20 protein-coding genes, 1 tRNA gene, 2 pseudogenes and 1 riboswitch are annotated in these 20,867 nt (G+C 71.5%); of the genes and pseudogenes, 16 read left to right on the top strand and 7 right to left on the bottom strand.

Annotated features, from left to right (window positions below; translation table 11 throughout):
- Both OG422_RS10840 and OG422_RS10835 read left to right on the top strand, forming a co-directional pair.
- Positions 1-951: a PLP-dependent cysteine synthase family protein gene (locus OG422_RS10840; protein ID WP_405742288.1), complete on the top strand. Its 951-nt coding sequence runs from the start codon at positions 1-3 to the stop codon at positions 949-951.
- A gap of 320 nt (positions 952-1,271) precedes the next feature.
- Entirely contained in the window at positions 1,272-2,024 is a 753-nt protein-coding gene (locus OG422_RS10835; RefSeq protein WP_143941964.1) for an MBL fold metallo-hydrolase, read from the top strand.
- Positions 2,025-2,175: 151 nt separating this feature from the next.
- Here the strand turns inward: OG422_RS10835 and OG422_RS10830 are convergent.
- Together OG422_RS10830 and OG422_RS10825 are read right to left on the bottom strand one after the other, a co-directional pair.
- A pseudogene (locus OG422_RS10830) lies at positions 2,176-3,441 on the bottom strand (PTS transporter subunit EIIC); the annotation flags it as partial.
- Between the two features lie 319 nt (positions 3,442-3,760).
- The gene (locus OG422_RS10825; protein WP_405742285.1) at positions 3,761-5,071 is read right to left on the bottom strand and encodes a PTS transporter subunit EIIC; all 1,311 of its coding nucleotides are present in this window, start codon (positions 5,069-5,071) and stop codon (positions 3,761-3,763) included.
- A 252-nt stretch (positions 5,072-5,323) separates the two neighbouring features.
- On the opposite strand from OG422_RS10825, the gene OG422_RS10820 reads away from it, so the two are divergent.
- The 4 genes from OG422_RS10820 to rdgB all read left to right on the top strand — a co-directional run bounded on the left by OG422_RS10820 (position 5,324) and on the right by rdgB (position 7,757).
- Entirely contained in the window at positions 5,324-5,557 is a 234-nt protein-coding gene (locus OG422_RS10820) for a glucose PTS transporter subunit EIIB (RefSeq protein ID WP_143944955.1), read from the top strand.
- A gap of 234 nt (positions 5,558-5,791) precedes the next feature.
- Positions 5,792-6,523 carry a ribonuclease PH gene (gene rph, locus OG422_RS10815; protein WP_143944415.1) on the top strand — a complete coding sequence of 244 codons (732 nt, stop codon included), beginning with the start codon at positions 5,792-5,794 and terminating at the stop codon, positions 6,521-6,523.
- A 172-nt stretch (positions 6,524-6,695) separates the two neighbouring features.
- The gene (locus OG422_RS10810; RefSeq protein ID WP_143944416.1) at positions 6,696-7,112 is read left to right on the top strand and encodes a hypothetical protein; all 417 of its coding nucleotides are present in this window, start codon (positions 6,696-6,698) and stop codon (positions 7,110-7,112) included.
- Between the two features lie 9 nt (positions 7,113-7,121).
- Positions 7,122-7,757 carry an RdgB/HAM1 family non-canonical purine NTP pyrophosphatase gene (rdgB, locus tag OG422_RS10805; RefSeq protein ID WP_405742282.1) on the top strand — a complete coding sequence of 212 codons (636 nt, stop codon included), beginning with the start codon at positions 7,122-7,124 and terminating at the stop codon, positions 7,755-7,757.
- Between the two features lie 58 nt (positions 7,758-7,815).
- Here the strand turns inward: rdgB and OG422_RS10800 are convergent.
- From OG422_RS10800 to OG422_RS10790, 3 genes and pseudogenes are all read right to left on the bottom strand, one after another.
- Positions 7,816-7,898: transfer RNA gene (locus OG422_RS10800), tRNA-Leu, on the bottom strand.
- Positions 7,864-8,133, bottom strand: a pseudogene (locus OG422_RS10795) (HNH endonuclease); the annotation flags it as partial. The pseudogene OG422_RS10795 and the gene OG422_RS10800, both read right to left, overlap by 35 nt.
- A 237-nt stretch (positions 8,134-8,370) precedes the next feature.
- Positions 8,371-9,909, bottom strand: a complete 1,539-nt coding sequence (locus tag OG422_RS10790) for an MFS transporter (protein ID WP_405742280.1) — start codon at positions 9,907-9,909, stop codon at positions 8,371-8,373.
- A gap of 391 nt (positions 9,910-10,300) precedes the next feature.
- On the opposite strand from OG422_RS10790, the gene OG422_RS10785 reads away from it, so the two are divergent.
- Positions 10,301-10,822: a hypothetical protein gene (locus OG422_RS10785; RefSeq protein ID WP_405742278.1), complete on the top strand. Its 522-nt coding sequence runs from the start codon at positions 10,301-10,303 to the stop codon at positions 10,820-10,822.
- A 38-nt stretch (positions 10,823-10,860) separates the two neighbouring features.
- Positions 10,861-12,096: a sensor histidine kinase gene (locus OG422_RS10780; protein WP_405742276.1), complete on the top strand. Its 1,236-nt coding sequence runs from the start codon at positions 10,861-10,863 to the stop codon at positions 12,094-12,096.
- Between the two features lie 149 nt (positions 12,097-12,245).
- On the opposite strand, the gene bcp is transcribed toward OG422_RS10780, so the two are convergent.
- A complete protein-coding gene (gene bcp, locus OG422_RS10775) occupies positions 12,246-12,725 on the bottom strand; it encodes a thioredoxin-dependent thiol peroxidase (RefSeq protein WP_143944358.1) in 480 nt (159 codons plus the stop codon).
- Positions 12,726-12,950: 225 nt separating this feature from the next.
- On the opposite strand from bcp, the gene OG422_RS10770 reads away from it, so the two are divergent.
- From OG422_RS10770 to OG422_RS10760, 3 genes are all read left to right on the top strand, one after another.
- Positions 12,951-13,271, top strand: a complete 321-nt coding sequence (locus OG422_RS10770) for a DUF3618 domain-containing protein (protein ID WP_143944359.1) — start codon at positions 12,951-12,953, stop codon at positions 13,269-13,271.
- Positions 13,272-13,368: 97 nt separating this feature from the next.
- Positions 13,369-13,671, top strand: coding sequence for a co-chaperone GroES (locus tag OG422_RS10765; protein ID WP_143944362.1), 303 nt, complete (start codon positions 13,369-13,371; stop codon positions 13,669-13,671).
- An 81-nt stretch (positions 13,672-13,752) separates the two neighbouring features.
- A riboswitch (guanidine-III (ykkC-III) riboswitch) is annotated at positions 13,753-13,816 on the top strand.
- Between the two features lie 32 nt (positions 13,817-13,848).
- Positions 13,849-14,169, top strand: a complete 321-nt coding sequence (locus OG422_RS10760) for a multidrug efflux SMR transporter (RefSeq protein ID WP_143944360.1) — start codon at positions 13,849-13,851, stop codon at positions 14,167-14,169.
- 92 nt (positions 14,170-14,261) lie between these two features.
- Here OG422_RS10760 and OG422_RS10755 read toward each other — a convergent pair whose 3' ends face one another.
- Positions 14,262-16,514, bottom strand: coding sequence for a transglycosylase domain-containing protein (locus tag OG422_RS10755; RefSeq protein WP_405742273.1), 2,253 nt, complete (start codon positions 16,512-16,514; stop codon positions 14,262-14,264).
- A gap of 559 nt (positions 16,515-17,073) precedes the next feature.
- Between OG422_RS10755 and OG422_RS10750 the strand changes: the two genes are divergently transcribed.
- The 5 genes from OG422_RS10750 (at position 17,074) to OG422_RS10730 (ending at position 20,857) form a co-directional block, all read left to right on the top strand.
- Entirely contained in the window at positions 17,074-17,871 is a 798-nt protein-coding gene (locus tag OG422_RS10750) for an ABC transporter permease (protein WP_405742271.1), read from the top strand.
- A gap of 58 nt (positions 17,872-17,929) precedes the next feature.
- Positions 17,930-18,742, top strand: a complete 813-nt coding sequence (locus OG422_RS10745) for an ABC transporter permease (protein WP_405747726.1) — start codon at positions 17,930-17,932, stop codon at positions 18,740-18,742.
- 39 nt (positions 18,743-18,781) lie between these two features.
- Positions 18,782-19,807: an ATP-binding cassette domain-containing protein gene (locus OG422_RS10740; RefSeq protein WP_405742269.1), complete on the top strand. Its 1,026-nt coding sequence runs from the start codon at positions 18,782-18,784 to the stop codon at positions 19,805-19,807.
- A 179-nt stretch (positions 19,808-19,986) separates the two neighbouring features.
- Positions 19,987-20,256 carry a hypothetical protein gene (locus OG422_RS10735; protein ID WP_405742267.1) on the top strand — a complete coding sequence of 90 codons (270 nt, stop codon included), beginning with the start codon at positions 19,987-19,989 and terminating at the stop codon, positions 20,254-20,256.
- Positions 20,249-20,857, top strand: coding sequence for a DUF6879 family protein (locus tag OG422_RS10730; protein WP_405742265.1), 609 nt, complete (start codon positions 20,249-20,251; stop codon positions 20,855-20,857). The genes OG422_RS10735 and OG422_RS10730 overlap by 8 nt, the downstream gene beginning before the upstream one ends.
- Positions 20,858-20,867: the final 10 nt, after the last annotated feature.

The following is a 20,867-nucleotide window of genomic DNA, read 5'->3' as shown; positions in this document are numbered from 1 at the left end:
ATGCGGTACGACTCCCCGCTGGCGGCGGTCGGGAACACCCCCCTCGTCCGCCTGCCGCGCCTCTCGCCCTCCGCCGACGTCCGCATCTGGGCCAAGCTGGAGGACCGCAACCCCACCGGCTCCGTCAAGGACCGCCCCGCGCTGCACATGATCGAGCAGGCGGAGAAGGACGGCAGGCTCACCCCCGGCTGCACGATCCTGGAGCCCACCAGCGGCAACACCGGCATCTCGCTCGCCATGGCGGCCAAGCTCAAGGGCTACCGCATCGTCTGTGTGATGCCGGAGAACACCTCGTCCGAGCGGCGTGAACTCCTCGCGATGTGGGGCGCCGAGATCATTTCCTCGCCCGCGGCGGGCGGCTCCAACACCGCCGTCCGCGTCGCCAAGGAGATCGCCGCCGAGCACCCCGACTGGGTGATGCTCTACCAGTACGGCAACCCGGACAACGCCGGTGCGCACTACGCCACCACCGGCCCCGAGATCCTCGCCGACCTCCCGTCCGTCACCCATTTCGTCGCGGGCCTGGGCACCACCGGCACCCTCATGGGCGTCGGCCGCTATCTGCGCGAGCAGGTTCCCGGCGTACAGATCGTCGCCGCCGAACCGCGCTACGACGATGTGGTCTACGGTCTGCGCAACCTCGACGAGGGCTTCATCCCCGAGCTGTACGACGAGTCCGTGCTCACCACGCGCTTCTCCGTCGGCTCGGAGGACGCCATCGCCCGCACCCGCGAACTCCTCGCGGAGGAGGGCATCTTCGCCGGGATCTCCACCGGCGCCGCCCTGCACGCCGCGCTCGGCGTCGGCCGCAAGGCGCTGCGCGCCGGGGAGAGCGCCGACATCGTCTTCGTCGTCGCCGACGGCGGCTGGAAGTACCTCTCCACCGGCGTCTACACCGCCGAATCCACCGAGGCGGCCATCGCCACCCTCCACGGCCAGCTCTGGGCCTAGGCAGGAGGCAGCACTTCGACGGCGGGCGGCCCTGCGACGGGCCGCCCGCCGCCGTGCGTCGCGGGCCGGCGCCGGGCGTACCGCGACCGGCCCGCGCGGCACGGCGGCCGGACCCGTCGCGGGGCCCACCCGGACTGGTGATTCCTCCCACAGCTCGCCCCGCCACAGGAGCGGCGCCACCCGGGGCGCCTTACCCTCGTGGGCACCGCACCGCGCGACCGGACCCGCCGGGCACCCGTACGGACCGGCCACCCGCCGGACGCCATCGCCTGGCACGGTCCGCCGCTCCGCCCGTCCCCGCCCAGGAGGTTCACGCCCGCATGAAGCTCACTGTCGTCGGATGCTCCGGGTCGTTCCCCTCCGCGGATTCGGCCTGTTCGAGCTACCTCTTGGAGGCCGACGGCTTCAGGCTGCTCCTCGACCTGGGCAACGGCGCCCTCGGCGAGCTGCAGCGCCACTGCGGTCTCTACGACCTCGACGCCGTCCTGCTGTCCCACCTCCACGCCGACCACTGCATCGACCTGTGCGGCTATTTCGTCGTCCGCTACTACCGGCCGGACGGCGGCCGCTGCGGGCCGATGCCGGTGTACGGCCCGGCGGGCACCGAGCGGCGGCTGACCGCCGCCCACGCGGACCTGCCGCACGAGGGCGCGATGAGCGAGGTCTTCGACTTCCGGACGCTGTCGGAGGGAACGTTCCGGATCGGCCCGTTCACCGTCCGGGCGGAACTCGTCAGCCACCCTGTCGAGGCGTTCGGTTTCCGGATCGAGCACGGCGGGCGGTCGCTGACGTACTCCGGTGACACCGGGCCCTGTGCGGCGCTCGACCGGCTCGCCGCGGGCACCGATCTCTTCCTCTGCGAGGCGTCCTTCACGCACGGCAAGGAGGACATCCCGAACCTGCACCTCAACGGGCGCGAGGCCGGCGAGGCCGCCGCGCGGGCCGGGGCCGGGCGGTTGATCCTCACCCACATTCCGCCGTGGACCGACCCGGACATCACCCTGCGCGACGCACAGAAGGTCTACGACGGCCCGGTCGAGACGGCACGCGCGGGCACGGTCCACGAGGTCTGACCGGACCCGGAACCGGACCCGGATGCGGAAGGGCGGCGGCCCCCGAGAGATCTCGGGGGCCGCCGCCTCGTACGTGGTGAAGCCGCTACTTCGCCAGCGACGCCTTCTCGGCAGCCTTACCGTCGGTCTTCGCGGCAGCCTTCGCGGCGGCCTTCGCGGTCTCCTTCTCCGTCTCCGGCACCTCGTCCTCGGGTTCGCGGCCCGGCGTCGGGAGGTTGAACCTGAGGATCGCGAAGCGGAAGAGCGCGTAGTACACGACCGCGAAGCAGAGGCCGACCAGCGCCAGCAGCCAGGGCTTGGTGGCGATGCCGAGGTTGAGGACGTAGTCGATGGCACCGGCCGAGAAGCCGAAGCCGTCCTTCATGCCGAGCGCCCAGGTCAGGCCCAGCGACAGACCGGTGAGCAGGGCGTGGATCGCGTAGAGGGCCGGCGCGATGAACATGAACGTGAACTCGATCGGCTCGGTGACGCCGGTGACGAAGGCGGTCAGCGCGAGCGAGAACATCATGCCGCCGACGACCTTGCGGCGCTCGGGGCGGGCGCAGTGCACGATCGCCAGACAGGCGGCGGGCAGCGCGAACATCATGATCGGGAAGAAGCCGGTCAGGAACTGGCCCGCCTGCGGGTCACCGGCGAGGAAGCGGGCGATGTCGCCGTGCTTGCCGTCGAAGTCACCGGCCTGGAACCACGGGAACGAGTTGAGCAGGTGGTGCATGCCGACGGGGATCAGCGCGCGGTTGGCGACGCCGAAGACACCGGCGCCGATCGCGCCCGAACCGACCAGCCACTCACCGAAGTGGTGCAGCCCGGCGCCGAGCACCGGCCAGATGTAGCCGAAGACGATGCCGATGACCAGACCGGCGAAGGACGCCAGGATCGGCACCAGACGGCGGCCGCTGAAGAAGCCCAGCCAGTCGGGGAGCTTCTTGCGGCTGTAGCGCTGGTAGAGGAGGGCGACCACGATGCCGATCACGACACCGCCGAGCACACCGGCGTTCACCGGCGGCGCGACCTCGGCTATCTTCCCGTCGATCACCTGCTGGACCTTGGGGAGGCTGTCGTCCGTGAAGGTGCCCAGCACCTTGCTGAAGACGAGATAGCCGACGACGGCGGCCAGCGCGGTGGAGCCGTCGGACTTCTTCGCGAAGCCGATGGCGATACCGACCGCGAACAGCAGCGGCATGTTGTCGAGCAGCGCCCCGCCGCCCGCCGCCATGAACTCGGCGAGTTTGTTCAGGAACGCGGGGAAGTGGTCCCGGCCGAGCATGTCGGGCTGGCCGAGGCGGACCATGAGCGCCGCGGCGGGCAGTGTGGCGATCGGCAGCATGAGGCTGCGGCCGATGCGCTGACCGACGGCCATGGCGGCGGAGCCGCGGCTTTTCTTTTCCGGTGCCGCCGAGGCAGTGGCCGAACTCATCGGGTTCCTCCAGGTGCGGCGGGCACTCCTGGGGTGCGGCCCGCTTGTTGTCTACACCACTCAGTGGTTTAGACCATTCTTAGCACGTGGTCCCGACGGAAAGGAATCCATTCTTCCCAGTGGTGTGGACCACATGCGGGGCGGCCCTGGAGGAGGGCGCCCAGGAGACCGGGAGCCGTGTCACCGGTACAGGAAAAATGCAGGTCAGGGCAGGTTTCCGGTCTCGCGTCCCGGAGGGCGTCGCCTGCCGCCGTTCCCGGCACGGTACGGCCTCACGACCCCCGGACGGCCATCCCGGAAACCCCGCGTACCGCCGCGACTACTTCACGTTCTCCCGCTCCAATTCCTCCGCCACTTCCACCGGCTCACGCCCCGGAGTCGCCAGATCGAATTTCGTGATCACGAACCGGAACAGCGCGTAGTAGAGCGCCGCGAAGCACAGCCCGATCGGAATGATGAGCCACGGTTTCGTCGCCAGCCCCCAGTTGATGACGTAGTCGATCAGCCCCGCCGAGAAGCTGAAGCTGTCGTGCACCCCCAGCGCCCAGCACACCGCCAGCGACGCCCCCGTCAGCACCGCATGGATCCCGTACAGCACCGGCGCGATGAAGACGAAGGAGTACTCGATCGGCTCGGTGACGCCCGTGACGAACGACGTCAGCGCCACCGACAGCATCAGCCCGCCCACCTCCTTGCGGCGCCCCGGACGCGCGCAGTGCGTGATCGCCAGCGCCGCGGCGGGCAGCGCGAACATCATGATCGGGAAGAAGCCGGTGGTGAACTGCCCCGCCGTCGGATCGCCCGCCAGGAAGCGGTTGATGTCGCCGTGCACCACCGTGCCGTCCGGCTTGGTGAAGTCGCCGAACTGGAACCAGACGAACGTGTTCAGGAACTGGTGCAACCCCACCACCAGCAACGCCCGGTTCGCCGTCCCGAAGATCCCCGAACCGATCCAGTCCAGATCCGTCAGCCACTTGCTGAACGACGTCAGCGCGGCACCGACCGGCGGCCACACGAACAGGCAGACCGCCGCGAACGCCAGCCCCACGAACGCCATCACGATCGGCACCAGCCGCCGCCCGTTGAAGAACCCCAGCCAGTCCACCAGCTTCACCCGGTGCAGCCGCTGCCAGCACCACGCCGCCGCGAACCCCATCACGATGCCGCCGAACACCCCCGGATTCTGGAACGTCGCCTGCGCCGCCGTCCCCGTCCCGCCCGCACACACCCCGCCCCACGGGCCCACCTGCGTGAACGTCTGCCCCGACGGGCACGCCTGGGGGAACTGGTGCAGTACCGCGAAGTAGACGAGAAACCCCACCACCGCGGCGAGCGCCGTCGACCCGTCCGCCTTCTTCGCCATCCCGATCGCCACCCCGACGCAGAACAGCAGCGGCAGCCCCAGCCCCGAATCCAGCAGCGCGCCGCCCGCGCCCGCGAAAACCTTGGCCACGGCGTTCCAGCCGAGCCCGTCCGCGCCGAAGACGTCCGGCTGCCCCAGCCGGTTCAGGATGCCCGCGGCGGGCAGCACCGCGATCGGCAGCTGAAGGCTGCGCCCCATCTTCTGCATGCCCTGGAAGAGATGCGCGCCCCGCTTCGTGCGGGGTGCCGCCGCCGCGCCAGAACTCATCCGCCACCTCCGGCAACCGCCCGACGACACCGTGCCCGGCGGGTATCGCATACTGGTGGTGTAGACCACTTGTGGTGCGGCCCCGGGCCCCCGGTACGCACTCCGGGTGATCGCTATCCTTCGCCAGACAGCGGACAAAAGCCCGTAAAGCTGGGCTGAACGTGCGTGACGTTCCGTCAATCGCAGGGCACCACCGCACCCCGCACCACCGCCCGGCACCCTCGCCGGCGGCCGAGACAAGCAGGAGTGGACATGGCCACCAAGGCTGAGAAGATCGTCGCCGGGCTCGGCGGACTCGACAACATCGAAGAGGTCGAGGGCTGCATCACCCGCCTGCGCACCGAGGTCGTCGATGCCTCCCTCGTCGACGACGCCGCCCTCAAGGCCGCCGGCGCCCATGGCGTCGTCAAGATGGGCACCGCCATCCAGGTCGTCATCGGCACCGACGCGGACCCGATCGCGGCGGAGATCGAAGATCTGATGTAGCTGAGGCGCTCGCCTGCCCGGGCCCTGGTTGCCGTGCACCCGTGCACGGCAACCAGGGCCCGTGGCGTTCTCGGGGAGTGCCGGGGGCGGGACCTTGGCGTACGCACCGGGCGGGGCCCGCGGCTTCCCGGGCCGGGCCGGAGGGCTCCCGCCCCGGCCCGGGCCGGGGCCGCTCCCGGCCTGCCCCTCCGCCGCCGGACCGCCCCCCACCCCGTTCCCGCTAGGCTCTACGTCATGTCTCGCATCGACGGCCGCACCCCCGAACAGCTCCGCCCCGTCTCCCTCGAACGCGGCTGGAGCAAGCACGCCGAAGGCTCCGTCCTCGTCTCCTTCGGCGACACCAAGGTCTTCTGCACCGCCTCCGTCACCGAGGGGGTACCCCGCTGGCGCAAGGGCACCGGCGAGGGCTGGGTCACCGCCGAGTACGCGATGCTGCCCCGCTCCACCAACACCCGCGGCGACCGCGAGGCCGTCCGCGGCAAGATCGGCGGCCGCACCCACGAGATCAGCCGCCTCATCGGCCGCTCGCTGCGCGCCGTCATCGACTTCAAGGCCCTCGGCGAGAACACCGTCGTCCTCGACTGCGACGTCCTCCAGGCCGACGGCGGCACCCGCACCGCCGCCGTCACCGGCGCCTACGTCGCCCTCGCCGACGCGATCACCTGGGCCCAGCACAAGAAGATCGTCAAGGCCGGACGCAAGCCCCTGACCGGCACCGTCTCCGCCGTCAGCGTCGGCATCGTCGACTCCGTACCGCTCCTCGACCTCTGCTACGAGGAGGACGTCCGCGCCGAGACCGACATGAACGTCGTCTGCACCGGCGACGGCCGCTTCGTCGAGGTCCAGGGCACCGCCGAGGCCGAGCCCTTCGCCCGCGACGAACTCAACGCCCTCCTCGACCTCGCCGTCACCGGCTGCGCCGACCTCGAAGCCGCCCAGCGCGAGGCCCTCGCCCACACCCTCTGAGCCCCGGCCCTTCCCGCCGGGCCCCGGCCCGCTCGTGCCGTCCGGCCGCGTCCCCTCCCGGGGCGCGGCCGGAGGCGTATCCACCAGCGCCTCGCGGCAACCAAATTCCCCCGCCCCGCGTTTCTCCCCCTAACTGCTTTACCTGTTCATGGCTTTGGGGAGGAACCGTCCCATGACCCTGCGTACCCGTAGCACCCGCCCGCGCCGACGACCCGCCGCCACCGCCCTCGCGGCCCTCGCCGCCGCGGCGCTCGCGATGCCCGTGCTCACCGCCTGTAGCGCCGTCGACAAGGCGATGGACTGTGCCCACACCGCCGCCGCCGTCGCCAACGGCGTCGACAAGCTCCAGCAGACCGCGCAGAACGCCGCCGACCACCCCGAGCAGACCGAGAAGGCCCTCGACGGCCTCGACCGCGACCTCAAGGGCATCGGCGACGCCACCGGCGACCCCGACCTCACCAAGGCCCTGAAGCGCATGAACGACGGCATCGACAACGCCCGCCAGGCCATGCAGGACGGCAAGAACCCCGACCTCCAGCCGCTCGCCGATGCGGCCGGGGAACTGACCAAGGTCTGCACCCCGGGATAATCACTCCCCATGCAGCACACAACCGAGCAGCGGCCCGCCGCACCCCGCCGCCTCATCCTCGCCACCCGCAACCCCGGCAAGGTCACCGAACTCCGCGCGATCCTCACCGCCGCCGGTCTCGACGTCGAACTCGTCGGCGCCGACGCCTACCCGGAGATCCCCGACGTCAAGGAAACCGGCGTCACCTTCGCCGAGAACGCCCTGCTGAAGGCGCACGCCCTGGCCCGCGCCACCGGCCACCCGGCCGTCGCCGACGACTCCGGCCTCTGCGTCGAGGTCCTCGGCGGCGCGCCGGGCATCTTCTCCGCCCGCTGGTCCGGCAGCCACGGCGACGACCGCGCCAACCTCGACCTGCTCCTCGCCCAGCTCTCCGACATCGACGACGCCCACCGCGCCGCCCACTTCGCCTGCGCCGCCGCCCTCGCCCTCCCCGACGGCACCGAACGCGTCGTCGAGGGCACCCTCCCCGGCACCCTCCGCCACACCCCGTCCGGCACCGGCGGCTTCGGCTACGACCCGATCCTTCAGCCCCTCGGCGAAACCCGCACCTGCGCCGAACTGACCCCCGACGAAAAGAACGCCATCAGCCACCGCGGCAAGGCGTTCCGGGCACTGGTTCCGGTGGTGCGGGAGCTTCTGGGCTGAGCCCGTACGCAGGGAAATGGCCTGCGAACCGAAACTTCGATTCGCAGGCCATTCAGGGTGCGGCGGAAGGGATTCGAACCCTCAAGCCCTTTACGGGCCACAGATCCTAAGTCTGCTGCGTCGCCACTGCGCCACCGCCGCCAGCCGTCTTCATCGTACCGGCAGTTGTCCGCCGTGTGCGGCCGCCTCTGCACCAGGTACTGGTGATCGCGTGGCAGTTGGGACACGGCAACCGCAGATTCTCCCGCCGGTCGTCACTCCAGTCCCCGCTGATGTGATCGATCTCCAGCGTCATGGGCTTCCCCCGCCATTCAGATCCGACACCGCACCTCGCGCACTGCTCGGGCACACCGGCCTCTCGGAGTGCCCGCCGTAGCTGGCGGTTCGGCGGCGTGACGTCGACGCCGCGGCCTTCAGCCGCTCCCGCGTATACGGACTCACCGGCATGCTGCCCCCTCGGTAGCGGCGCACCAGGCCCATCCCGTGCACCCTCTCGCTTATCGAACTGAACAACGATTGAATCTGCGATCGGATACGGGCGGTGCAAGAAGCGCCCCGCCAACGTGAAGAGGGCCGGGGAATCCCTCCCCGGCCCCTCCCCATGCGCCACCCCTCAGAACTTCGGCTCCTGGTTCTGGGCCGTGATCATTTCGACCGCCTCCTCCTTGGTGGCGACCGAGGGCGGGGAGCCCGCCAGGGGCTGCTGGGCGGTTTCCTCCATGCAGGCGACGGCGATGACGCCGACGAGGGCGGCGCCCATCGTGTAGTAGGCGGGGACCATGACGTTCCCGTCGAAGGCGCCCATCAGGGCGGTGATCACCAGCGGGGTGGTGCCGCCGAAAAGCGAGACGGCGAGGTTGTAGCCGATGGAGAGCGAGCCGTAGCGGACGTCCGTGGGGAAGAGGGCCGGGAGGGCGGCGGACATGGTGCCCAGCAGGCAGACGAGGGAGAGGCCCAGGAGGGCCATGCCCGCGATGACCGCGGCGAGGCTGCCCTGCTTGACCAGCAGGAAGGCGGGGATGGCGGTGATGAAGAAGCCGAGCATGCCGCTCATCAGCAGCGGTTTGCGGCCGTAGCGGTCGTTGAGCCGGCCGACGGTGGTGATGATCAGCATCAGCGCGATCATGGTGGCCAGCAGGATCAGCAGGCCGTGTGACTCCTTGTAGTGCAGGGTGTCGGTGAGGTACGTCGGCATGTACGACAGCAGCATGTAGTCGGCGATGTTGTACGCGCCGACGAGGGCGATGCAGAGGATCAGCGTGGGCCACTGCTGGGCGAAGATCTCGCTGATCTTCTTCCTGGGGGCGTTCTCGGAGAGGTGCGTGAACTCCTCCTCGGCCTCGGCGGGCGAGCCGGTGGCGAAGTGCGTCTGGGACGCCTCCAGCTTCTGGAAGGCGGGGGTCTCGTCGAGGCGCAGCCGCAGGTAGAGACCGACCAGGCCGAGCGGTCCGGCGACCAGGAACGGGATGCGCCAGCCCCAGTGGAGCATCGCGTCGGCGCCGACGGTGCTGTTGAGGATCAGCACGATCCCGGCGGCGCCGGTGTAGCCGATCAGAGTGCCCATCTCCAGGAAGCTGCCGAAGTAGCCGCGCTTCTTGTCGGGCGCGTACTCGGCGATGAACGTGGACGCGCCGCCGTACTCGCCGCCCGTCGAGAAGCCCTGGACCAGCCGGAAGAGGATCAGCAGGGCCGGGGACCAGAAGCCGATCGCCGCGTACGAGGGGATCAGGCCGATGCAGAAGGTGCCCGCCGCCATCATGATCATGGTGAGGGCGAGGACCTTCTTGCGGCCGACGCGGTCGCCGAGGGGGCCGAAGAAGGCGCCGCCCAGGGGCCGGACGAGGAAGGCCACGGCGAAGGTGGCGAAGGACGACAGCAGGCTGATGGTGCCGCTGCCGTTGGGGAAGAAGACCTTGCCGATGGTGACCGCGAGATAGCTGTAGATCCCGAAGTCGAACCACTCCATGGCGTTACCGAGGGCGGCCGCCTTCACGGCCCGCTTGACCACGCGCTCGTCGGTGATGGTGATGTCGGTGCGCCGCAGTTTGGGATTCCTGCGCCGGGCTATGGCACGGAAGAGCGCACGGTGGCGCTTGAGGGCTTCCGGATCGTGTTCGGAAGCGGGGTCTGCTTCGGTGCTGCCGGTCGGCACGAGGCGGTCCTCTCGTTCAGAGCGCGAAGTGCGCGGGGATACGACGGGTGCGCCTGCGCAGTCGAGCGCGGATCAAACCACCATGGCTCCGGAAGGGGAGGTACGTCACCCCGGCTGAGCCGTCCGGGGAAAGCCATGGTGGCCTGGGGTTTCGAGGTCCGCGAGCGGGGGCTCTCCGAACCCGGTCGGCGGGGCGTTGTTACAGAACTGGTACGAAGCCGCGCGGTCATCGCCGTGTGCGGGCAATCAGCCCGTGCGGGGGGCGGGGCAGGGTGGGCCGGTGCCGTTGCCGTGTGCCCGCGAAGCCGCCGTTCGCCGGGCCCCTCGCGGGGGGTGGTGGCGTCGGGTGTACGGGCGGGGTGCGGGGCCGCGGCCCCGGAAGGAGAGGGCGATGGGCGACCGCGTAGGGGCGCGCCGGGTGGGGTGGCGTACCGCTGTGCCGGTGGGCGCCGTGCTCACGGTGCTGATCGCGGCCGGGGTGTGGGGTGCGCAGGCGGGCCGGCACGCGTCGGCGGTCGATGTGGCGCCGCAGACGTCGGCGGCGCGGCAGCGCCCGGCGCCCGGGGAGGCGCCGCAGAAGGCGGCGGCGGACGGGCTGCCCGGGGTGCGGGACTGCGGCTTCGGTGAGCCGGAGGTCGAGCCGCAGGTGATCACGTTGACGTGTGCGGACTCGGGGATGGTGGCGACGGGGATCACCTGGGAGCGGTACGGCCGGACATCGGCGGAGGGCCGGGGCGTGGTGCAGGTGGAGAAGGCGGCGGCGGGGACGGCGGGGGACGCGGTGTTCCCGGCGAGGTTCCGGCTGTACGGGGTGCGGACGGTCGAGGGGGGCCGGGCGTTCACCGGGCTTGAGGTGACGTACGACGGTTCGACGCCGATGGGGGACACGACGGAGATGTACAGCCTCGCGTGATGGGGATCAGGGGCCGGATCGCGCTGGCCATTTCGTGTATGACGGCGCTCGCCGTGGTGGTGCTGGGTTTCGCGGTGCATCACATCGCCGATGCCGGGCGGGAGCGTGCGGCGCGCGCGTATCAGGACGTCCGGCTCAGTTCGGCGGTGCAGATATACCAGCGGGACGGGACGCTGGCGATGGGGGCGCAGCTGGACGACGCGGCGTTGCCGGGGCCGTTGCGGGACGCGGTGTTCGCGGGGCGGTCGGGGACGTATCTGAGCGGGGGCGAGGATCCGCGGGTGTGGGCGGCGACGGGTGTCGACGACGGGACGGGCGGCGCGCGGTGGGGGCGGTCGCTGTCGGTGTCGGCGGCGTATCCGGAGGACGATCCGGCGCGGGTGGCGCTGGACCGGGCGCTGCTGATCGCGGGTGTGGGCACGGTCGTGTTGATGGCGGGGGTGTCGTGGTTCGTGGCGCAGCGGCTGTCGCGGCGGCTGCGGTTGAGTGCGGCGGCGGCGCGGCGGATAGCGGCGGGTGCGGGGCCGGAGCTGGAGTGGGACGGGTTGGCGAGCGCGGGGCGGGACGAGGTGGCCGAGTTGGGCCGGAGTGTGCATCACATGGCGACGTCGCTGGCGGCGCAGGCGCAGGCGGAGCGGGAGTTCACCGCGGATGTGGCGCATGAGCTGCGGACGCCGGTGGCGGGGCTGGTGGCGGCGGCGGAGCTGTTGCCGCAGCCGCGGGCGGTGGAGCTGGTGCGGGACCGGGCGCAGGCGATGCGGCGGCTGGTGGAGGACCTGCTGGAGGTGTCGCGGCTGGACGCCGGGGTGGAGCGGGCGGATGTGGACGCCTGCGAGCTGCCGTCGCTGGTGCGGGGGATCGTGCGGCGGGCGGCGGGTCAGCGCGGCGTGGACGAGGTGACGGTGACGGTCGAGGGGGAGCCGCGGATCGTGGAGACGGACCGGCGCCGGGTGGAGCGGGTGCTGGTGAATCTGCTGGCCAACGCGGAGCGGCACGGGAAGCCGCCGATCGAGGTGGTGGTGGCGGGCAACCGCATCGTGGTGCGGGATCACGGGCCGGGGTATCCGGCGGATCTGCGTGCGGAGGGGCCGCGGCGGTTCCGTACGGCGGCGCCGGAGCGGGGGACCGGGCACGGTCTGGGGCTGACGATCGCGGTGGGTCAGGCCGGGGTGCTGGGGGCGCGGCTGGACTTCGGTGCGGCGGAGGACGGCGGCGCCCGGGCGGTGCTGGAGCTGCCGGACCGGGTGGCGGTGGCGGCGGACGGGCCGGAGTAGGCCGCCCGGGGCCGGTCCGGCGGGCGGGTGGCGGCGCCGGACCGCCCGCCTCCGCCCTCCGCCGCCGGACCGGGCGCGGCGTGGCCGGAGCGGGCCCGCCTCCGTCCGCCCGCCCGTCGCCGGACCGACCGCGTCAGGACGTCAACGCGTCAGGACGCCGGTGCGAGCTTCAGATCCTTGATGATCTTCGCGACATGGCCGGTGGCCTTCACGTTGTACAGCGCGCGCTCGACCTTGCCGTCCTCGTCGACGATGACGGTGGAGCGGATCACGCCGGTGACGACCTTGCCGTACAGCTTCTTCTCGCCGAAGGCGCCGTACGCCTCCAGGACCTTCTTGTCGGGGTCGCCGAGGAGCGTCACCTTCAGCTCCTCCTGCTCGCGGAACTTCGCCAGCTTCTCCGGCTTGTCGGGCGAGATGCCGATGACGTCGTAGCCGTGACCTGCGAGGAAGTCGAGGTTGTCGGTGAAGTCGCACGCCTGCTTGGTGCAGCCGGGGGTGAGGGCGGCCGGGTAGAAGTAGACGATGACCTTGCGGCCCTTGTGGCCGGCGAGCGAGATCTCGTTTCCGTCCGCGTCGGGCAGGGTGAAGGCGGGGGCGGTGTCGCCGGGCTGCAGTCGCTCGCTCATGGCTCTCCTTCGAAGGTTCCGTACGCCCCGAGATTACGGCGTCGGACCGATGGCCCGGTGGCGCCGGGGTGCGGGGGCCACGCGTTACAGGGGGTGCTGTGGGGCGCGGCGAGGTGTGAGCTGACAGACTGTGTGCACGAATCGGTACGCATGTGGTGGCCGGTTCCGTACGGGGCCTCGTGCCAGGGCCCGTACGCATCGGCCCGAGACGACGGAGGCAGCGCGGTGCCGGAAGCCAGGACCCCTGCGCAGATCGAGGCGGACATCGTCCGCAGGCGGCAGGATCTCGCCGTGATGCTCGACGAGATCGGTGTGCGGCTGCACCCGAAGACGATCATCGGTGAGGCGAAGGCGAAGACCGTCGAGGCGGTGGACCGCACGGCCGGTCGCGCCTATGTGGCGGCCAACCGCGTGGTGTCGGACGTCCGCGCCCAGTTGGTGTCGGAGGACGGTGCGCCGCGGCTGGAGCGGATCGTGCCGGTCGCGATGGTCGGCGTCGGCGTCGTGGGGCTGCTGGTGGTGCGCTCCCGGAAGCGGCGCGGCTGAGCGGCGCCCGGCGGTCGGGCGGCGGCCGGGGTACGGGTACGGTCGTGCCGTGAGCCCGAATAACGTCAAGGAAACCCACGACAAGCTGCCGATCCGGATGCTGCACGACCGCGTGCTGGTGCGGACGGACATCCCCGAGGGCGAGCGCCGCTCGACCGGGGGCATTGTCATCCCGGCGACCGCCGCCGTCGGCCGTCGGCTGGCCTGGGCCGAAGTGGTCGCCGTGGGGCAGAACGTACGGACCGTGGAGATCGGTGACCGGGTGCTGTACGACCCGGAGGACCGGGCCGAGGTCGAGGTGCGCGGGGTGGCGTACGTGCTGATGCGGGAGCGGGATCTGCACGCGGTGGCCGCGGAGCGGCTGGAGGGCGCGGACGATTCGACGGGGCTGTACCTGTAGGCGTTCCGGGGCCCGCCGCCGTACGGGAGCGGGCCCGCGGTGTACGGGCGGTGACCGAGGTCACCGCCCGTTTCGCATACCGCGTTGCTAGCCTCGGGAGCACCCGACGAGACGCGCCGTACCGGGCAGGAAAAGACGACGCACCCCCTGTTGACGCTTTTTCACGGAGGTGCCGTCATGGCATGGATCCTGCTCGCGGTCGCCGGTCTGCTGGAGGTCGGCTGGTCGATCGGGATGAAGTTCACCGACGGGTTCACACGGCTGTGGCCGAGCGTGTTCACCGGCGCGGGCATCGTGGCGAGCATGCTGATGCTGTCGGTCGCGGCGCGTACGGTGCCGATCGGTACGGCGTACGGCGTGTGGGTCGGGATCGGCGCCGCCGGTGCGGCGGTGATCGGGATGGTGGTCCTCGGCGAGCCGGTGACCGCGGCCCGGATCTTCTTCATCTGTCTGCTGCTGGTCGCGGTGGTGGGGCTGAAGGCCACATCGGGGCATTGAGCCCGGCCGGGGGCGGGCGGTCCGGGACCGGCCTTCGCCGCCCGTCCGGCGGCCGTCGCTCAGCAGCCGTAACCGCTGCCCTCGCCGGTCGCTCAGTAGCTGTAACCGCCCTCGCCGCCGCCGTTCTCCCCTGCGCCGCCGTCCGCGCCCGTGCCGCCGTCCGCGCCGCCGGGACCGGCGGGCGGTGGCCCCGCGGTGGGGGCGCCGGGCCGGTTGGTGGGCTGCGGGCCGCCGGTCGGGGCGGTGGCGGAGCCGGACGGGGACGGGGAGGCGCCCGAGGCGGACGGGCCCGGGGAGGCGGAGCCCTGGGCGCCGGGCTCCAGTTTCAGGTCGAAGTTGCGGACCGGATGCCCGCGCAGGGCGGCGGCGGTGTAGTCGGCCCAGATCTGGGCGGGGAAGCCGCCGCCGTTGACGCGGGGCAGCCCGGCGGCACCGTAGAGGGGTTGCTGCGCGGCGGTCTCCGGGTGCTGGCCGAGGACGGCGACGACGGTGGCGAGTTCGGGGGTGTACCCGGCGAACCAGGCGGCCTTGTCGTTCTCGGCGGTACCGGTCTTGCCCGCGGCGGGCCGCCCGGCGGCCTGGGCGGCGGTGGCGGTGCCGCCCTCGACGACGTTGCGGAGCATCGAGGTGGTGGTGTCGGCGGCGGAGCGGCTCACGGCGGTGGTCTCGGGCCGGTCGGGCAGCGCGATCTGCTGCCCGTCCTTGGTGACCTTGTCGACGAGGGTGTACGGGCGGTGCCGCCCGTGGTGCGCGAGGGTGGCGTAGACCTGGGTCATGTCGAGGACGCTGGGGGTGGCGGTGCCCAGGGAGATGGCGCCCTGGGAGGTGGCGAGTCCGGGGGCGTCCTCGGGGACGCCGAGGGCGACGGCGGTGTCCTTGACCTTGGCGGGGCCGACGTCGATACCCATCTGGGCGAAGACGGCGTTGACGGACTTGTCCATGGCGGCGGTGACCGTGATCTGCCCGTAGGAGCGGTCGTCCTCGTTGGCGGGGGCGAAGCCGGTGGAGTGGCCGTGCTGGACGGTCATGCGCTTGTTGGTGCCGTCGTAGGGGGTGTTCGGGGTGATGCGGGCGCCGCTCTGGGTGGTCGAGCCGTTCTGGACGGCGGAGGCGAAGACCAGCGGCTTGAAGACGGAGCCGACCTGGTAGTCGCGGCGGGTGGCGCTGTTGACGTACTGCTTGGCGTAGTCGGTGCCGCCGTAGAGGGCGACGACGCGGCCGGTCGCCGGGTCGATGGAGGCGCCACCGGCGCGGACGGCGGCGTCGACGGGGCGTGTGTCGCTGAGCCGGTCGGTGAGTTTGGCGCCGACGGCGTGGGTGAGGGCGTCCTGGCGTGTGCGCTCCAGGGTGGTGGTGATGCGGTAGCCGCCGGAGCGCAGGGTGTCCTCGTCGACGAGGTGGTGGTCGGTCAGATAGTCGGTGACGGCCTTGACGACGTAGCCGCGCTGGCCGGTGAGACCGGCGGGGGTGGTGGTGGAGAGGGGGGCGGGGAAGGTCATGGCGTCGCGGTCGGCGGCGCTGAGCCAGCGCTCCTTGACCATGCCGTTCAGGACGTACTTCCAGCGGCTGAGGACGCGGGCGCGGTTCTCGGGGTGGGCGGTGACGTCGTACGCGCTGGGGGCGTTGAGGAGGGCCGCGAGGTAGGCGCCCTGGGCGGTGGTGAGCTGGTCGACGTTCGTGCCGTAGTACGCCTGGGAGGCGGCCTGGATGCCGTAGGCGTTGCGGCCGTAGTAGCTGGTGTTGAGGTAGCCCTCCAGGATCTTGTCCTTGTTGACCTCGCGGTCCAGCTTGATGGCGATGAAGAACTCCTTGGCCTTACGGGTGAGGGTCTGTTCCTGGCCGAGGTAGTAGTTCTTGACGTACTGCTGGGTGATGGTCGAACCGGACTGTCTGCCCTTGCCGGTGGCGGTGTTCCAGGCGGCGCGGAGCATGGCGGCGGGGTCGACGGCCGATTCGGAGTGGAAGTCGCGGTCCTCGGCGGCGAGGACGGCCCGCTGGACGCGCTGGGGGATCTGCGAGAGGGCGACGTTCTCGCGGTTGATGTCGCCGTCGCGCGCCAGCTCGGAGCCGTCGGCGTAGAGGTAGACGTTGCTCTGGGCGCGGGCGGCGCTGTTGGCGGCCGGGATGTTGACGAGGAGGTATCCGGCGACCAGTCCGCCCAGGACGAGCAGCACGATCAGCAGGGTGGTGCCGAGGAGCATCCGCCAGGTGGGGAAGGCGCGGCGCCAGCCGGTGCGCCTTCCGCGGCGCCGGGCGGTGTCCGTCCCTGCGGCTGCCGGAGTGCCGGGGCGGGGGCCCCACTTCCGGGGGCCGCCGTTCTCCGGGCCGTGCGGCTCTTCGCTCATGTCTGGTGGGGCTCCTCTGCCGCCGCCGGGGCGGATGCCGCGGCGGGCCGGTACCGGAAGGAATACGCGCAATGTGCGGGAATGATGATGCTTGTCCCGATACGTACTGTCGCATCATCTGATCCGTTCCCGGGGTGCGGCACACACCGGTGACCGGTCCGCGGGCGGCCGGATGGCGCCCCTGTCTCACCCCCACGGGTGATAAATGCGTGGTGCCCGCGGCGGGCGTCCCGCTAAGCTCCGGTGTTTTGCCGCCGGGCCCCGCCCCGGCACGTACGCCGCCGGACCTCAGTGCCCGGAAAACGGCCCGACGCCCGGGTGTGGCCCCGTCGCCCGCCCCCGACCCTCATCCGCCTCCGCACCCCGCCCGGCCGCCGCCGGTGCGCCCGTCCGGCACCGTCCGGCCCGGCGCCCCACGGCCGGGCACCGACGCACGCCCGCGAGGCGGGCACCACCCCGCGCGCCCGGCGGACCGGGCGCCGTACGTCCGCGCCCTCCGGCGCGGACGCAGCACCACGTCCGCGCCCCACGGCGCCGAACAGGAAGGGGAATCGGCTCGATGCTGTACGCGGCCGTGGCGACCGGGAGTTTCCGGCGCTACGCCACCTACCGGGTCGCCACCGCAGCCGGAGTGTTCACCAACACCGTCTTCGGCTTCATCGTCGCCTACTCCTACACCGCCCTCTGGGACCAGCGGCCCCATCTGGGCGGCTACGACCTGCCGCAGGCGCTGACCTTCGCCTGGACCGGGCAGGCGCTGCTCGCCGCCACCTCCATGATGGGCGGCGGCGGCATCGCCGAACTCCAGGACCGCATCCGCACCGGGGACATCGCGGTCGACCTGCACCGCCCGGCCGACCTCCAGCTGTGGTGGCTCGCCGCCGACCTCGGGCGGGCGGTGCTCCAGCTGGCCGGCCGGGGCATCGTCCCGCTGGCCGTAGGCGCCTGCTTCTTCGAACTGGCCCTGCCCGAGGCGCCGTTGACCTGGCTGCTGTTCCTCGCCTCGGCGATCTTGGCCGTCGTCGTCAGCTTCGGTCTGCGGTATCTGGTGGCGCTCACCTCGTTCTGGCTGCTGGACGGTGCCGGCCTGTCGATGATCACCGGCCTGGCGGCGACGTTCTTCTCCGGCATGGTCCTGCCGCTGCCGGTCTTCCCCGACGCCCTCGCGCACGCCGCGCAGCTGCTGCCCTGGGCGGCGCTGCTCCAGGTCCCCGCCGATGTACTGCTCGGCGCCCGCACCGGCGCCGGTGCGCTGCGGGGCCTGCTGCTCCAGGCGGGCTGGGCGGTGGCGCTGCTCGCCCTGGGGCGGCTGGTGCAGTCGTACGCCACCAGGAAGGTGGTGGTGAACGGTGGTTGACGGGGTGCTGAAGACGGCCGCGCCGCCCGCGGACCGCGCGCCGGACGCCGGGGGCCGGATGGCGGTGGTGGCGCACGGGCTGCGCGCGTACCGGCTGCTGGTGTGGATGTGGGTGCGCTCGACGCTCGCCTACCGGGCGTCGTTCGTGATGATGACGTTCGGCAACTTCGCCGCCACCGCGCTGGACTTCGTCGCGCTGCTGCTGATGTTCTCCCGCGTCGACGTCCTCGGCGGCTTCTCGCTGCCCGAGGTCGCCCTGCTCTACGGCGCGTCGGGCACCGCGATGAACCTGGCGGACCTGCTGATGGGCAGCATGGACCGGCTCGGCAGCCGGATCCGGGACGGCTCGCTGGACACGCTGCTGCTGCGCCCGGTGCCGGTCTTCGCGCAGCTGGCGGCCGACCGGTTCGCGCTGCGGCGGCTGGGCGGCATCACCCAGGCGCTGCTGGTGCTGGGCTGGGCGCTCGGCCACGTCGACGTGGAGTGGACGGCGGGCCGGGTGCTGATGGTGCCGGTGATGCTGCTGACCGGGACTGCGATCTTCGGGGCGGTCTTCACGGCGGGCGCCGCCTTCCAGTTCTGGGCGCAGGACGCCGCCGAGGTGCAGAACTCCTTCACCTACGGCGGCAAGGCGATGCTCCAGTACCCGCCGACGGTCTTCGCCAGGGACCTGGTGCGCGGCGTCACCTTCATCGTCCCGCTGGCCTTCGTGAACTGGCTGCCCGCCCTCTGGCTGCTGGGTCGCCCCGAGCCGCTGGGCCTGCCGCAGTGGGTGGCCTTCCTGGGCCCGGCGGTCGCCGCGCTGCTCTGCACGGCCGCGGGCCTGTTGTGGCGCCGCGCACTCTCCGCGTACCGCAGCACCGGCAGCTGACGTATCCATCCAACAGGCGTATGGAAAAAGGGAGTTGTAGTGAACGAAGGCGGCGCAGGGGACGCGCTGATCGAGGTGGCCGGGGTCGAGAAGGTGTTCTCGGTGCGGCGCAAGGTGGGGCGGCTGCGGCGGGTGCGGGAGGAGGTACGGGCCGTCGCCGGCCTCGACTTCACCGTCGCCCGCGGCGAGATGGTCGGCTACATCGGCCCGAACGGCGCCGGGAAGTCCACCACCATCAAGATGCTGACGGGCATTCTGATGCCCAGCGCCGGGCGGCTGCGGGTCGCGGGCATCGACCCGTTCGCCCGCTCCGGGGCGGGCGGCGCCGCCGGGGGACGCGTACGCCTCGCCCGCCGCATCGGCGTCGTCTTCGGCCAGCGCACCACCCTCTGGTGGGACCTGCCGCTGAAGGATTCCTACGAGTTGGTGCGCCGGATGTACCGCGTTTCGGACGCCGCCTACCGCGCCAACCTGGAGCGCTGCGTGGAGCTGCTGGACCTTGCGCCGCTGCTGGACGTGCCGGTACGGCAGCTCTCGCTCGGGCAGCGGATGCGCGGGGACATCGCGGCGGCGCTGCTGCACGACCCCGAGGTGCTCTACCTCGACGAGCCGACGATCGGCCTCGACGTCGTCAGCAAGGCGAAGGTCCGCTCCTTCCTCCGCGACGTGAACGCGGAACGCGGCACCACCGTCCTGCTGACCACCCACGACCTCACCGACATCGAGCAGCTGTGCCGCCGGGTGATGGTCATCGACCACGGCCGCCTGGTCTACGACGGCCGGCTCGCCGGACTGCGCGCGGCGGGCGAGGGCGAACGCACCCTCGTGGTCGACCTGGACCGCGAACTCCCCCCGATCGACGGCGTACCCGGCGCCCGCACGGTCAAGGTCGCCGGCCCCCGCCAATGGCTGGCCTTCCCCGCCTCGGCGAGCGCCGCCCCCCTGGTCGCCGCCATCGCCGAGCGTTACCCGCTGGTGGATCTGTCGATCCGCGAGCCGGATATCGAGGATGTGATCGCGCGGTTGTATGCGGGTGGGGCGGCGGCGCCGGTGGCGGGCGGCTGACCACCGGGCCCGCCGCCGGGGAAGGCGGCGGGCCCGGAGACATCAGCCCAGCGGCGCGGCGGTGCCCTCGCCCGCTCTGGCCAATTCTTCACCCAATCAGTCCAAACCCCTTACTGCACAAGGTACTTGCTCGAATACTGCTGCTACTTTGGGGCGACAGGACGAGCGGAGGGGGCGTCATGGGCAGGCCATGGGAAGCGGATCCGGAAACGGGATTCAAGAGGCGTCTGGGGAAATCGGCGCTGGAGCTGGGTAGCAGCGATCAAGGTCCGGAATGCCCGGACAGCTGGGAGTTGGAGAGCGGCGATATCGCCGTGATCGGACGTGATCTCACCGCCTCCCTCGGTGCTCGTCTCCCGGACGGCGTCTCGATCGGTGCGGACGAGCGCCTCGTGGTCATCCCCCGCAGCACGCTCATCGCAGCAAAGAAAGACATCCCTCGTGTTTGAGTGCTTCCGCGACGGTGCCGGCGAGACCCTCAAGAGGCCGGACTACCTCGCCGACTTCGGCCGGTTCTACGAGAGCGACATCCCGTTCCTCGCCAAGATCGAGCGCGGTCAGACGTTCAAGGAGCATGGGTCTACGAGCTGGGACGCCTTCGCCGCCGGGGACTGGACGGGCGCGTTGCGGCTGATCGAAGCCAAGCGGGACCCCCTTGCCGCGTACTTCCAGGATTGCGCCCGACGTGGCCTGGCGTTCCGGCGGCTTCGTATCGTCGAATTCCCCGTGACCCCGTATCTCCAGTGGGAGATGAATTCCTTCCGGCTCCGGTCGGAGCTGGGCGAGGAGATCCGGGTGCTGGACGCCCGGGAGATTGCCGACCTGGAGCAGGACGGGCCGCTGCCCGAGATCGTCGCCCTCGGGAATTCGGTGATGTACGCGGTGATTTACGACGAGGAGCTGAAGGGTGCGGGCGCGCGCCGGTTTCTCGATCCCGAGCAGATCGCGACGACGGTCGCCGAATTCGAGTCCCTTTACCGCAAGGGCGAGGAATTCTCGGAGTTCTTCGAGCGGGAGATCGCCCCGCTCGGACCGCCCGCCGTCCGCTGATATGCCGCCT

Source organism: Streptomyces sp. NBC_01525, assembly GCF_045040405.1.
Lineage (GTDB): Bacteria > Actinomycetota > Actinomycetes > Streptomycetales > Streptomycetaceae > Streptomyces > Streptomyces benahoarensis.
This window is presented reverse-complemented; position numbering and strand designations above follow the sequence as displayed.